Below are 13,087 nucleotides of genomic sequence, written 5' to 3'. Positions count from 1 at the left end.
CAGCGGCTGCCCGTCACCGTTCCTGCCGCTGGCCAAGGTCACGAAACCTTCGCCACGCTCGCCCTTGGGAAACGGTCGGGTGCCCCAGGAAGGCGCCGCGCCGGCCTGCTGCGGAATGATCCAGATCTGGAAGATCTTGGTCGGCGTCGACTCCAGATTGTATTCGCTATGGGCGATGCCGGTACCGGCACTCATGACCTGCACGTCACCAGCCTCGGTACGGCCCTTGTTGCCCAGGTTGTCCTCGTGGCTGATGGCGCCTTCACGTACATAGGTGATGATCTCCATGTCCCGGTGCGGATGGGTCGGGAAGCCGGTGCCGGGGGCGATCACATCGTCGTTCCAGACCCGCAGGTTGCCCCAGTGCATGCGTTGCGGATCGTAGTACTCGGCGAACGAGAAGTGGTGGTGGGCATTCAGCCAGCCATGATGAGCGCCGCCCAGGCTGTCGAAAGGTCGAAGTTGCAGCATGATTCTTCTCCTGTTCAGGATCGTCGTGGGCTGGCGAGAGACCAGGGCAGGACGATGACCGGTGGTTGATGGGGTCATCATCGGTCAAAGCAATATCGATAAAAAGCGTAAATTATTCTGCTTTATGATCGAGTTTATCGATATATTTTCAAGGGCAGAGTGATACCTATTCTTTCAGTTCGTCACCTAACTGGCTGATTGAAAAGCAATTGACTAGAACTGCAGGTCTAATCGGGCGACCATAGGCCCTTCGCCCGGACAGTCCCAGACCTGGAGTCAGCGTGTCGCAATACAACCCCGAACCGCCTGCCGAACTTTCCTCCCTGGCCCAGTTGCCGCTGTTCAAGCGCCTGCTCGCCCGCCTGCTGGGCGGTGGCCTGAGCCGCCTGCGGGCGCAGCATGTGGCGTCCTGGTTGCAGGGCCAGGCGGACGGTTTTCGCAGCGGTCATAGCGCCGGCGTCGAGTACGGCTACCGGGAGGGGCATGCCGAGGGACTGGAGGAAGGCCGCCAGGTGCTGCTGATCCGTGATACCCGCCCCGCGGAACACCGGGCGCCCGGCATCGACGACAACCTGTTCGACGATTGGCGCCTGCCGCTCGGCGCCGAGTTGAAGAAGCGCATCAAGGCCGATGTCGCCCGCTTGTTGCCGGACCACGCGCAGCCGAGCACGGCGCAGTGGAAGATGATCTTCAGCGATACCCCGTCGACGTCGGTGATCGCCGGGGCCGGTGCGGGCAAGTCCACCTCGCTGGTGCTGCGCATCCTGCTGCTGACCCATTACCTGGGTTTCGAACTCGATTCGCTGACCGTGGTGACGTTCACCCGTGAATCGCGCAGGGATTTCATCGCCAAGCTGATGGAGGTCTTCGCATTGTGGGGGCGTCCGCTCGGTCTGCGCGAAGCCAGGGACCTGGTGCGCACCTTTCACTCGCGCATCCTGCCGATGGTTCGCGGGCTGCCGGGTTTTGGCCAGTTGCAGGCATTCGAGAACCTGGGGGCGCGCACCTCGGGCGACGACGAGGGCGGTGACAGCAACCCCTTCGACCTGCGGATCAACGATGCCCAGCGTCAGCAACTGAATGCCTGCTACCACCGCCTGCACCGCGACAACCCGCGTTTTCGCGAAATCCTCGCACCGCTGTACAAACATGCGCTGCTCCTCAAGGAGCTGGAGCAGGATCACCCGGATGTGCAGAAGCGCATGGCGGTGACCGAGTTGGCTTCGCGGCGTGACGAGGAACTCTGCGATACCATCGAGGACCTGTGGTTCCGCGCCGGCGCCTGGCCGATCGAGGGTATCGAGCCGAATCGTGAGACGGTGGAGATCAATGGCTCGCCATTCCATTGTCATGGCTACATCGCGCAGTTGGATGCCTGGGTGGTGCTGGGCTTCGATTCGCGCGAGAGCCCGCAGATCACCCGACCCGGTTCGCGCCTGACGGTACGCGCGGAATGGGCGGTGAAGCGCACGCTTTTTCAAGCTTTCTGCCGTAAGCCTTTGATATGGCTTGATAATTATGAGTCGGCCAAGAGGGTGCTGTCCTCCCTGGTGGGGGATGCCACGGCGGGTCCGGGCTTCGACTACAAGGTCAAGGGTGAACTCGCTTCGGCACCGCTGCTCGATTGTTTCGTCATGGCGGCCGGGTTCATCGAAAACCTCGGCCTTGACGTCGGCGTGGCGGTCGGCCAGATGAGCTTTGCCAAGGATGATCCGGACCGGTTCTTCTTCGAGGCCCTGAGCCTTTTCTGGAGGGCCCTGGAGGCGCACCTGCTGGCACAGTCGCCCCCGATCATGACCTACAACCGGATGTTCTCGCTGTTCGGCGAAAACAACCCGGAGAATCAGGCGCTGCTCAGTGACGAGTTGCTGCGACCGCTGTCGCACCTGATGATCGACGAATTCCAGGATGTTTCACCGCAGATCGTCTCCTGGCTGCGTGCCAGCCTGCGGGAGATTCGCCGGCGCGGTCCGGCGTTGCATGTCGGTCGTGGGGCCCAGCATTCCTCGCTGCTGTGTGTCGGCGATGACTGGCAGTCGATCTATGGCTGGCGGGGCAGTTCGCCCAGGTATTTCATGGAGTTCGGCAATGAGTTCCCGTCGCCGTCGACCACGCGGGTCATGCTCAGCGACAACTTCCGCAGCCAGCAGCACATCATCGATGCCGCCGAGCACATCGTGCGCGCGGTGCCCGCCATCGCCGGGAAAAAGGCCAAGGCGGCCGGCGAGCCCAGGGAACTGGTGCCGGTGAGTATCCTCGACCGGGATGAGGCGGAGCTGGGCCGGCGTCTGGCGGAGCACTATCGCCAGGGCGATAGTGTGTTGATGCTTTTTCGAAAAAGTAGCGATAAGTTATTGATTGAGAAGCATATTCAGGCTGTAGTTAATGCTGATTCTAGCTTGCCGTTCGAGCAGCGGCGGCTCCGGCAACTGACCTATCACAGCTCCAAGGGCTTGCAGGCGGATGTGGTGTTCCTGCTGGGGGACTGCCTGCACCTGACGCGTTCTCCCTACAAGAACCAGGTGTACCGGATGGCCGGGCTGGGCAAGGCGGGGGATGCCGAGCCGTACGACAGCGCGCAGAAGGAGGAGATTCTGCGCCTGGCCTATGTCGGCATCACTCGGGCGGTGAAGCACTGCTACTGGTACCTGGATGGTCAGGATGCCCAGGCGGCCAATGCGCCGAAGGCGTCCGATCGGATTACTGCGAGCAAGGCGTTCTTTGCTGACCTGCGGGCCAAGTGAGGGGAGCGTCAGTGAAATTGCACTCGCCAGCAAACCGGCTCCCACAGCGATCGTGTCGGACCTTGAGCTGGTGCTCGCCAGAGAGCCTGTGGGAGCCGGCTTGCTGGCGAGTGCGGCTGTTCAGGCAATACGGGAGTATTGCTCAGGCCGGTACCTGCAGCGTCTGTGGCGGAACGAAGAACTCCAGCTCGGCCTCGATCGCCTCGATGATGCGTTCCACATCGGCCGCATTCATCACCGTCGCGCAGGGGATGCCGGCGATGGCGATCAGGGTTTCGCCGCTGGCCCGGTCGAACAGCCGGGCAATCATGCTGCCCGGTGCGTCCATGCTGGCTTCGAAACCCATCGGGTGGAAATGCCAGCGCATCAGTTGGCAGGCATTGGGAAACGTGACCTTGCTGAAGAATTTGCTCATGTTGCCCACCTGTGTCATTGAGCGCTTCCTTGTGCTCGCGGGTAGGAACGGCAGGACCTCAGGGTCCGACCAGGCCTTGTGCTAAAAAGCCGAATGCTAAAAATAGCACCCGTCCATTACCCGCAGGAGAGTTTTTTCAGCCTGTGGGACGATTGTTTTCCTGTAACTTGACCGATGTCATAAAACCTTCACCTGCGAGCGCTGCATGTTCGACGACGATGACGGTCCACAGCAGACCCAGACCACCGGCGATATCGTCCTGCGCTATCATCTGCGCTGGAAACACCGCGATCTGGACGGCGTCATGGCCCTCTATCATCCCGACGTCCGGTATCACGACTTCTTCCAGAACCGTGTGATGGGCCTGGACGAGTTGCGTGACTACGTACAGGCCAGCATGCCCCGCGATTGCGGTGAAGCGCTGGAGCACAGCGACCGTATCCGCCTGGACGGCAACACGGCGTTCATCCAGTACAAGCTCACCCTGCGCGGTGGCGCGGGGCTTGTGTCATTTCGTTCCAGCGAGGCGATCACCGTGCGTGACGGGCTGATCTGGCGGGTCAACGAATACGCGTCGCTGGTACGCGAGCAGGCCGCCAGCCCGCAGGTGAGCCCCTTGCGCCCGGCGACCAGCCGCCTGGGCCTGTCGCCGCGACAATTGAGCTTCATGGCGGATGACCTGCAGCAATACTTCGAGCGCCAGCAACCCTATCTCGACCCCGGCCTCGACCTGCAGCGGGTGGCCCGCGAAAGCGGCTACAGCCGCAACCAGATCTCCTACCTGCTCAACAAGGTGCTCGGCCAGAGCTTCTACCGCTATGTGAACCAGGCGCGCCTGCGCCATCTGCTCGCGGCGCTGGAGCAGGCGGGGCCCTCGGTGCGTGTCGATGACCTGGCGTTCGCCGCCGGTTTCAATTCGCTGTCGGCCTTCTACAGCTGTTTTCGCCAACACACTGGCCTGTCGCCCAAGGCCTACGCCAGGCAGATTTCCTTGCGTGCACGCGCGCAAGACACACCTTGATCGGCAGGGCTAGCATCGCAGCCATCTGTTACAGATTGCGGAGCGCTGCATGCCGGTCTGGCGAAATATCAGTTTATGGATGGATCAGCTCGATGAGCCGTTGACGCCACGGGCCAGCCTGGAACAGGACCTGGACGTCGATGTGGCGATCATCGGTGCCGGTTACACGGGGCTCTGGAGTGCCTATTACCTCAAGCGCCAGGCACCCGACCTGAAGGTGGCGATCATCGAGGCGCAGACTGCCGGCTTCGGCGCCTCCGGGCGCAACGGCGGTTGGCTGATGGGCAACCTGCTGGGTGAGGACCGCCTGCTGGCCGGATTGTCGCCGCAGCAACGGCGGGACGCCTTCGAGCTGCTGCACGGCATTCCCGATGAAGTGAAAGCGGTCATCGATCATGAATCCATCGACTGCGATTATCGCAAGGGCGGGGTGCTCTACTGTGCCGCGCGTTATCCCGAGCAGGAGCACAGCCTGCGGGCCTACCTGGAGGGGCTCCATCGCCAGGGCCTGGGCGAGGCCGACTACACCTGGCTGAGCCCCGGTGAACTGGCCCGGCAGATTCGTATCGCGCGACCGTACGGCGCGATCTTCTCGCCGCACATGGCGACGATCCAGCCGGCCCGGCTGGCCCGTGGCCTGGCCCGGGCCGTCGAACGCCTGGGCGTACCGATCTACGAAAACTCGCCGGTGACCGACTGGCGCCCCGGCGGCCTGCGCACCGGCAAGGCCCAGGTCTGCAGCCACTGGGTGGTGCCGGCCGTCGAGGGCTATTCGGTGACCCTGCCGCCGCTGGGTCGCTACCAGTTGCCGGTGCAGAGCCTGCTGGTGGCCACCGAACCGCTGCCGGCGGCCACCTGGGACGCGATCGGCCTCGATCGCGGCCAGGCCTTCAGCGAGGGCAGCCGCCAGGTCACCTACGGCCAGCGTTCGGCCGACAATCGCCTGGTCTTCGGCGCCCGCGGTGGTTATCGCTTCGCCGGCCGGCTGCGGCACGACTTCAACCTGACCGAGCAGGAAATCGAATTGCGTCGCTACCTGTTCGGCGAGCTGTTTCCGTCTTTGAAGAAGGTCCGCATCACCCACTCCTGGGGCGGCAACCTGGGCATGTCGCGACGTTTTCGGCCGCACATGCTCTGCGACCGCGCCAATGGCATCGCGCTGGTCGGTGGCTACGGCGGGGAAGGCGTGGGTGCCAGTCACCTGGGCGGGCGGACCCTGGCCGACCTGATTCTGCAACAGGACACCGCGCGTGTCCGGCAACCCTGGGTGATCCACGAGGGGGGCCTGGCCGCGCTCAGGGCCTGGGAGCCCGAGCCCTGTCGCTGGCTGGGCTACAACGCGATCGTGCGCAGTTTCGTCCATGAAGACCAGGTGCTGGCCAACCCCCATGCCGCGCCCTGGCGCCGCAAGCTGGCCAGTCGCCTGGCCGGTTTCATGGAGGGTTTCATGAAGTGACCGGCGCTGCTGCGCCGGACCATCCATCCGCTGGAGTTCAACCCTATGAGCATCACGCAATTCAAGAATACCGCCACGGTCGCCCTGGAAACCTCGACCCCGGTCGCGGTTCCCCTGGGCGAGCCGGTCGCGGTGGCCTCGGTCACCAGTGTCGAGCGCAGCGATGACGTCGAGACCGGCATCTGGGAGTGCACCCCGGGGCGCTGGCGGCGGCAGATCACCGCCCAGGAGTTCTGTCATTTCATCCAGGGCCGCTGCACTTTCACCCCTGACGAGGGCGAAGCGCTGTACATAGAAGCCGGCGACGCCCTGATGCTGCCGGCCAACAGCACCGGCATCTGGGATATCCAGGAGACCGTGCGCAAGACCTACGTCCTGATTTTCTGATCCTCTGATCGCTTGAGCCTGCCAATAACAACCATACCCAGGAATCGACTCATGATCCGCATGTCTCTTGCTCCCCTGATGCTGGTGGCATCCTTCGCCCAGGCGGCCGAAACCGTCAAGATCTACAACTGGTCGGACTACATCGCCCCGGACACCACGAAAAACTTCCAGGCTGAAACCGGGATAGGTTTCAGTTACGACGTCTATGACAGCAACGAGACCCTGGATGGCAAGTTGATGACTGGCAAATCGGGTTATGACGTGGTGTTTCCTTCCAACCACTTCATGGCCCGGCAGATTCAGGGCGGTGCGCTGAAAAAACTCGACAAGCGCCAACTGCCGAACTGGAAGAACCTCAATCCGGTATTGCTCAAGGCGCTGCAGGTCAACGATCCGAACAACGAACATGGTTTTCCCTATCTCTGGGGCAGCACCGGGATCGGCTACAACATCGACAAGGTCAAGGCGGTGTTGGGCGATAATGCACCGGTGGATTCCTGGGACCTGATATTCAAACCGGAGAACATGCAGAAGTTGCACAAGTGTGGTGTGGCGATTCTCGACAATGGTCCCGAGTTGTTGCCGGCAACCCTCAATTACCTGGGCCTGCCACACCACAGCAGGAACCCGGCTGACTATAAGAAGGCCGAGGCGCTATTGATGAAAGTACGGCCCTTCGTCGCGTACTTCCATTCGTCCAAGTACACCACTGACCTGGCCAATGGCGACATTTGCGTGGCCGTCGGTTTTTCCGGCGATATCCTGCAGGCCGCCAGTCGTGCCCAGGAGGCCCGCAACGGGGTCAATATCGGTTATTCGATTCCCAGGGAGGGCGCGGCCATCTGGTTCGACATGGTCGCCATGCCGGCCGATGCGCCGGACGAGCAGGCCGGTTATGCCTTCATGAACTACCTGTTGCGACCCGAGGTGATGGCCGGTATCAGCAACTATGTCAAGTATGCCAACGGCAATGCGGCGGCCGACGGCCTGGTCGATCCGGCCCTGAAGGCCGACACCAAGGTGTACCCGAGCCCACAGATGATGGACAAGCTGTTCGCCCTGGAGGCCATGCCGTTGAACATCGACCGGGTCCGGACGCGGCTGTGGAGCAGGATCAAGACAGGTGAATGACCCCGCCAACCTCCGGGTACTTGCTGGGAGGCGGGAGGCGAAGTGCGTTCGCTTTCCGTCTTTTTCATGTTTCGCTCAACTATTGGATCCAAGTTGTTTCAACTTGTTACAATGTCGCGGTGGCTGAATCGTTATTGCTAATATTAAATGGCCAGCTTTTTGCCGTTATGGTTAAACATTCTCAACTGTTTGTAATTACTTGGAATATTTTTGCTTTTCGCCCTGCATGAAATATAAAGTCCTGCCGATATCACTATTGAGTCCATGTCGTGTTGCCGCATGGTATTGAAACTATCTGGTGGCAGCGCCCGATAGAGGGAAGACATGGATGCTGATCGCCTCATTGTTGAGAGAGAGCTTCCATGTCCCTACGCAAGATGAATATCGCCCCTCGGGCCTTTCTCGGTTTTGCCTTTATCGGATTGCTGGTGATCGTGTTGGGAGTATTTGCGCACACCCGCATGACGATGATCCGCCAGGCCTCGATCGATATGCAGACCAACCAGTTGCCCAGCGTGGGCTACCTGGGCAATGTGATCGAGGGCGTGCTGCGCATGCGTATCCTGTCTTTCCGGGTCCTGAGCAATCGCGAACCGGCGGCCCTGCAGGAAGCCGAGGCGCGCATCGCGTTCCTGGTCGACAAGCTGCGCAAGGATCAGAAAAGCTACGCCGACCTGCCGGCCCAGGGCGAGGAGTTGGCCAAGTACCGGGAGTTTGCCGCCACCCTCGACACCTATCTGCAGGACCAGAACCGCATGCTGGAACTGTCCCGGCAGAACAAGCTCGAGGAACTGCGCAGCCTGATCAATACCCAGATCAAGGCTGGTACCGACCTGATGGGCGTGCAGCTCAATCAACTGGTGGAGATCAACAAGGCCGGGGCCAACGCCGCTTCGCAAGAGGCCGGTCGCCAGTATGCCAATGCCAGCGTCGGTATCATCAGTGTGTCAGTGATTGCCGCACTGATGACCGTACTGCTGGCCTGGTTGTTGACCCGCAGTATTGTCAGCCCACTGAAGACGGCCGTCGAAACCGCCGAGATCATTGCTCGCGGCGACCTGACCACGCCGATCCGGGTCGACGGCACGGATGAGCCGGCACGTCTGCTGACAGCCCTGTCCGGCATGCAGGACAACCTGCGCAAGACCATCGAGCAGATTTCCGGCTCGGCCACCCAGTTGGCCTCGGCGGCGGAAGAACTCAGCGCGGTGACGGAAGAGGCTTCGCGCGGTCTGCAACAGCAGAACAACGAGATCGAGCAGGCGGCCACGGCGGTCAACGAGATGACCAGTGCCGTGGAGGAGGTGGCGCGTAATGCGGTCTCGACGTCCGAAGCGTCCCAGCAGTCCAACCACGCCGCCCGCGACGGGCGTGACCGGGTGGTGGAGACCGTGGAGGCGATCCAGGCCATGAGCCATGACGTGCAGAGCACCTCGGCATTGATCGAGGGCCTGGCCGCCCAGGGTCGGGACATCGGCCAGGTGCTGGACGTGATCCGGGCGATCGCCGAGCAGACCAATCTGCTGGCGCTCAACGCTGCCATCGAGGCGGCCCGGGCCGGCGAGGCCGGTCGTGGGTTCGCGGTAGTGGCCGATGAAGTCCGGGCCCTGGCCCATCGCACTCAGCAGTCGACCCGCGAGATCGAGCAGATGGTGGCGGGTATCCAGAACGGCACGAGTGAAGCCGTGCAGTCGATGCAGCAAAGCAACCAGCGTACCCAGGACACCCTGGAGCGGGCGCGTGCGGCGGGGGTCGCGCTGGAGCAGATCACCCAGTCGATCAACCTGATCAACGAGCGCAACCTGGTGATCGCCAGTGCCTCGGAAGAGCAGGCGCAAGTGTCCCGTGAGGTCGACCGCAACCTGGTGAACATCCGTGACCTGGCTTCCCAGTCGACTGCCGGGGCCAACCAGACCAGCGCTGCCAGCCACGAACTGTCGCGCCTGGCGGTGGACCTGAGGGCGATGGTGGCCCGTTTCGTGATCTGACGACGCCTTTGTGGAAGCTGGCTTGCTGGCGATAGCGATTTTGCCGGTGTCGAGAACGGAGGGGCATGGCCGCCTGCGGCGGATCGCCAGCAAGCGGAGCGCCGCCCGGCCGGCTCCCACAGGGGGGGGCGCCGGGCGGGTGCCTTGTGGGCGCAGGCTTCACCGAAGCGTCGGATCGCCGGGAGGAAGCCCTCAAAGCTTGCGCAGAACCATGGAATCTCCCACGTTGAGTCCGGGTCAGGCGGTCCTGCGATGCTCGACCTTGGCTGGGCTGCCGAGGTCGGCCATTCGGCGCTCGATCAGCACATTGCGCAAGGCCTGGCGCGAAGGGGCGTCCAGTTGATGGGCGCGCAGGTTCAGTTCCAGCAGGATCGGAGTGGACCAGTTGCGGTAGGTGCGTTCGGCGATCAGTACGGGCGTCGTCATTGATTTCTCCTTGAACAATGGTTTGCCGGGCAAACGGGGGATTCCATGAGTTGCCAAGGCTAGTAGAGAACCCAAAATGGTGCATGGGGTGTCCGACGGCTGGCATTGTGCAACCGTGCTGTTCGTCGGATTGCCAGCCGTTGAGGGGGACGGTGCTCCTTGGGTGGTGGTCGGGAGGTCGTGTTTCAGATCCGCGCCAGAGCCTGCGCCAGGTCGGCTCGCAGGTCCTCGACATCCTCCACGCCCACCGACAGGCGCACCAGGGCATCGCCGATACCCAGCTGAGCACGGGTCGCCGCGGGAATGGTGGCGTGGGTCATGATAGCCGGGTGCTCGATCAGGCTTTCCACGCCCCCCAGGCTTTCGGCCAGGGCGAAAATCTGCACGCTTTCCAGAAAGCGCCGCGAGCCGGCCAGGTCGGTGTTCAAGTCGACCGAGATCATCCCGCCAAAGCCGCGCATCTGCCGGCGTGCCAGCTCATGTTGCGGGTGCGAAGGCAAGCCGGGGTAATGGACCCGTGTCACCTGTGGCTGGCGCTCCAGCCAGGTCGCCAACTCCAGTGCGTTGCTGCAATGGCGCTCCATGCGCAGGGCCAGGGTCTTCACGCCGCGCAGGGTGAGGAAGGCATCGAATGGCCCGGAAATGGCGCCCACCGCGTTCTGCAGGAAGCCCAGGCGCTCGGCCAGTTCGGCATTCTGCCCGACCACCGCGATGCCACCGATCACGTCGGAGTGGCCGTTCAGGTACTTGGTGGTCGAATGCACCACGATATCGAAACCCAGCTCCAGCGGCCGCTGGACCCACGGGCTGGCAAAGGTATTGTCGGCGACACAGAGGATGCCCCGGTCACGGCAGAGGCGGGCGACCGCTTCCAGGTCGGTGAGGCTCAGCAGTGGATTGCTCGGCGTCTCGATCCAGACCATCCGTGTGTCTTCCTGCAAGGCCGCCTCCAGCGCGCTGGGGCGTGTCAGGTCGACGAAGCTGAAACGATGCCCGGCGCTGCGCTGGCGCACCTTGTCGAACAGGCGAAAGGTGCCGCCGTAGAGGTCGTTGCCGGACACCACGTGGGCGCCGGCATCGAGCAGTTCGAGCACGGTCGAGATCGCCGCCAGCCCGGACGCGAAGGCGAAGGCCCGGGTGCCGCCCTCCAGGTCCGCCACGCAGCGTTCCAGGGCGAAGCGCGTCGGGTTGTGCGAGCGACCATAGTCGAAGCCCTTGTGCACCCCGGGGCTGTCCTGCAGGTAGGTGGAGTTGGCATAGATGGGTGGCATCAGCGCCCCGGTGGCCGGGTCTGGCGCCTGGCCGGCATGGATCACCCGGGTGGCGAAGGCGTGGGCGGCCGCGGACTTGTCGTGCTGGCTCATGCGAGGGATCTCCGAAGGTGATTGAGCAGGTCGAAGCGGGTGATCAGGCCATGGAAGCCCGAGGCGTCGGCGATGATCGCCACCAGCCCGCGATCCAGTTCCGCCTGCAGTTCGGCGAGGCTGGCGCCGGGCGAGAGGGTTTGCAGTTGGTCGGTCATGACGCTGGCGACGCTCAGGCGGAAATGCGCGGCGTCGTCATGCATGCCGAGCAGGATGTCGGACTCGTCGATCACCCCGACCAGGCGTTGCCCATCGACCAGTACCGGCAGTTGCGAGACGTCCGCCAGGCGCATGCGTTGAAACGCGGTAAGCAGGGTATCGTCCGGGCCGACGCTGATCACCCGGCCGTCCTCGAAGCGGCGGGCGATCAGGTCGCGCAGGTCGCCATAGCGCTTGACCTGCAGCAGGCCCTGGTCGTTCATCCACTGGTCGTTGTAGACCTTGGACAGGTAGCGGGTGCCGGTGTCGCAGACGAAGGTGACGACGCGCTTGGGGCGGGTCTGCTCGCGACAGTAGCGCAGTGCCGCGGCCAGCAGGGTGCCGGTCGAGGAGCCGCCGAGGATGCCTTCGGCGCGCAGGAGCTGGCGGGCGTGATCGAAGCTTTCCTCATCGGTGATCGAATAGGCCTGGCGTACGCTGGACAGGTCGGCGATCGACGGGATGAAGTCTTCACCGATCCCTTCCACCGCCCAGGAACCGGCCGTGCCAACGCTGCCGCTGCGGCTGTACTCGGCGACCACCGAGCCGAGCGGGTCGGCCAGCACCATGGCCAGGTTCGGCTGCACGCGCTGGAAGAACCGGGTCAGCCCGGTCAGGGTGCCGGCCGAACCGACGCCGACGACGATGGCATCGACGTCGTGCTGGGTCTGCGCCCAGATTTCCGGTGCCGTACTGGTTTCGTGGGCCAGTGGGTTGGCCGGGTTGTTGAACTGGTCGGTGAAGAAGGAGTCTGGAATCTCCCGGGCCAGCCGCGCGGCGACGTCCTGGTAATACTCGGGGTGACCCTTGCCGACGTCGGAGCGGGTGATGTGCACCTCGGCGCCCATGGCCTTGAGGTGCAGGACCTTCTCGGTGGACATCTTGTCCGGCACCACCAGCACCACCCGATAGCCCTTGGCCCGGCCGACCAGCGCCAGGCCCAGGCCGGTGTTGCCGGCGGTGGCCTCGATGATGGTCGAGCCCGGGCGCAGTCGGCCGTCGCGTTCGGCGGCGTCGATCATCGCCAGACCGACCCGGTCCTTGATCGAACCGCCGGGGTTCTGGGATTCGAGTTTGAGAAACAGCGTGCAGGGGCCGGTATCGAAGCGGCTGACCCGGACCAGTGGCGTATTGCCGATCAGTTCGAGCACGGCGGGGCGGGAATTGTTCTGCATGTCGTCACCTCGTTACGGGCGGGTTCGCACTGGATGGGCAGCGGTTCAGAAAACGGATTGTGGAAGGGCGTTGCTTGGACCATAGGTCGGGATCGCCTTGATCGCAACCGCGTGGGAGCGGGACAGGTTGTGCCGCGGCGTGCCACCAGAGGATGGCGGTGTGCTGGCCACGGCTAAATAAGTAGCTGTATTAAAAGAATTTTTTTAGTCGAGGGGCTTCCCAAGGCGAATAAAGGTTGATACATTTGCTCGCGTTGTCGCAGTGGCCCGCCAGGGTTGATTGGGAAAGCGGCAATGTTCAGCGGTAAATC

The 13,087-nt window shown here is 63.1% G+C and carries 11 protein-coding genes and 1 pseudogene; 7 read left to right on the top strand and 5 right to left on the bottom strand.

Annotated features, from left to right (window positions below; translation table 11 throughout):
- A partial coding sequence (locus K675_RS0128825; RefSeq protein WP_017906929.1) for a pirin family protein occupies window positions 1–471 on the bottom strand: 471 nt, incomplete at its 3' end.
- 281 nt (window positions 472–752) lie between these two features.
- Between K675_RS0128825 and K675_RS0128820 the strand changes: the two genes are divergently transcribed.
- Window positions 753–3,215 (top strand): UvrD-helicase domain-containing protein, encoded by a 2,463-nt coding sequence (locus K675_RS0128820; protein WP_017906928.1) that lies wholly within the window; start codon window positions 753–755, stop codon window positions 3,213–3,215.
- A 142-nt stretch (window positions 3,216–3,357) separates the two neighbouring features.
- Here K675_RS0128820 and K675_RS0128815 read toward each other — a convergent pair whose 3' ends face one another.
- Window positions 3,358–3,648 carry a DUF1652 domain-containing protein gene (locus K675_RS0128815; protein ID WP_017906927.1) on the bottom strand — a complete coding sequence of 97 codons (291 nt, stop codon included), beginning with the start codon at window positions 3,646–3,648 and terminating at the stop codon, window positions 3,358–3,360.
- 187 nt (window positions 3,649–3,835) lie between these two features.
- On the opposite strand from K675_RS0128815, the gene K675_RS0128810 reads away from it, so the two are divergent.
- From K675_RS0128810 to K675_RS34340, 6 genes and pseudogenes are all read left to right on the top strand, one after another.
- Window positions 3,836–4,651: an AraC family transcriptional regulator gene (locus K675_RS0128810; protein ID WP_017906926.1), complete on the top strand. Its 816-nt coding sequence runs from the start codon at window positions 3,836–3,838 to the stop codon at window positions 4,649–4,651.
- A 49-nt stretch (window positions 4,652–4,700) separates the two neighbouring features.
- A complete protein-coding gene (locus K675_RS0128805) occupies window positions 4,701–6,107 on the top strand; it encodes an NAD(P)/FAD-dependent oxidoreductase (protein WP_020481087.1) in 1,407 nt (468 codons plus the stop codon).
- A 45-nt stretch (window positions 6,108–6,152) separates the two neighbouring features.
- On the top strand, window positions 6,153–6,494 hold the full coding sequence (locus tag K675_RS0128800) for a cupin domain-containing protein (protein ID WP_017906924.1): 342 nt from the start codon (window positions 6,153–6,155) through the stop codon (window positions 6,492–6,494).
- A 51-nt stretch (window positions 6,495–6,545) separates the two neighbouring features.
- Window positions 6,546–7,625, top strand: coding sequence for a polyamine ABC transporter substrate-binding protein (locus tag K675_RS0128795; protein ID WP_026145622.1), 1,080 nt, complete (start codon window positions 6,546–6,548; stop codon window positions 7,623–7,625).
- Window positions 7,626–7,987: 362 nt separating this feature from the next.
- Window positions 7,988–8,755 (top strand): annotated as a pseudogene (locus K675_RS34345) (MCP four helix bundle domain-containing protein); the annotation flags it as partial.
- Entirely contained in the window at window positions 8,750–9,613 is an 864-nt protein-coding gene (locus K675_RS34340) for a methyl-accepting chemotaxis protein (RefSeq protein WP_420066354.1), read from the top strand. The pseudogene K675_RS34345 and the gene K675_RS34340, both read left to right, overlap by 6 nt.
- Window positions 9,614–9,850: 237 nt before the next feature.
- Here K675_RS34340 and K675_RS0128785 read toward each other — a convergent pair whose 3' ends face one another.
- The 3 genes from K675_RS0128785 to K675_RS0128775 all read right to left on the bottom strand — a co-directional run bounded on the left by K675_RS0128785 (window position 9,851) and on the right by K675_RS0128775 (window position 12,776).
- A complete protein-coding gene (locus tag K675_RS0128785) occupies window positions 9,851–10,039 on the bottom strand; it encodes a hypothetical protein (RefSeq protein WP_017906921.1) in 189 nt (62 codons plus the stop codon).
- Between the two features lie 185 nt (window positions 10,040–10,224).
- Window positions 10,225–11,403 carry a cystathionine gamma-synthase gene (locus K675_RS0128780; protein ID WP_017906920.1) on the bottom strand — a complete coding sequence of 393 codons (1,179 nt, stop codon included), beginning with the start codon at window positions 11,401–11,403 and terminating at the stop codon, window positions 10,225–10,227.
- Window positions 11,400–12,776 carry a pyridoxal-phosphate dependent enzyme gene (locus K675_RS0128775; protein ID WP_017906919.1) on the bottom strand — a complete coding sequence of 459 codons (1,377 nt, stop codon included), beginning with the start codon at window positions 12,774–12,776 and terminating at the stop codon, window positions 11,400–11,402. The genes K675_RS0128780 and K675_RS0128775 overlap by 4 nt, the downstream gene beginning before the upstream one ends.
- Window positions 12,777–13,087: the final 311 nt, after the last annotated feature.

Origin of the sequence: Pseudomonas fuscovaginae SE-1 (assembly GCF_000364705.1) — a bacterium.
In the GTDB taxonomy this organism is placed as follows: Bacteria; Pseudomonadota; Gammaproteobacteria; order Pseudomonadales; family Pseudomonadaceae; genus Aquipseudomonas; species Aquipseudomonas fuscovaginae_A.
This window is presented reverse-complemented; position numbering and strand designations above follow the sequence as displayed.

Coding starts and splice junctions, on each gene's coding strand:
- K675_RS0128815 (WP_017906927.1), bottom strand. CDS start 3,648: ATGACACAGGTGGGCAACATGAGCAAATTCTTCAGCAAGGTCACGTTT.
- K675_RS0128810 (WP_017906926.1), top strand. CDS start 3,836: ATGTTCGACGACGATGACGGTCCACAGCAGACCCAGACCACCGGCGAT.
- K675_RS0128805 (WP_020481087.1), top strand. CDS start 4,701: ATGCCGGTCTGGCGAAATATCAGTTTATGGATGGATCAGCTCGATGAG.
- K675_RS0128800 (WP_017906924.1), top strand. CDS start 6,153: ATGAGCATCACGCAATTCAAGAATACCGCCACGGTCGCCCTGGAAACC.
- K675_RS0128795 (WP_026145622.1), top strand. CDS start 6,546: ATGATCCGCATGTCTCTTGCTCCCCTGATGCTGGTGGCATCCTTCGCC.
- K675_RS34340 (WP_420066354.1), top strand. CDS start 8,750: ATGCAGGACAACCTGCGCAAGACCATCGAGCAGATTTCCGGCTCGGCC.
- K675_RS0128785 (WP_017906921.1), bottom strand. CDS start 10,039: ATGACGACGCCCGTACTGATCGCCGAACGCACCTACCGCAACTGGTCC.
- K675_RS0128780 (WP_017906920.1), bottom strand. CDS start 11,403: ATGAGCCAGCACGACAAGTCCGCGGCCGCCCACGCCTTCGCCACCCGG.
- K675_RS0128775 (WP_017906919.1), bottom strand. CDS start 12,776: ATGCAGAACAATTCCCGCCCCGCCGTGCTCGAACTGATCGGCAATACG.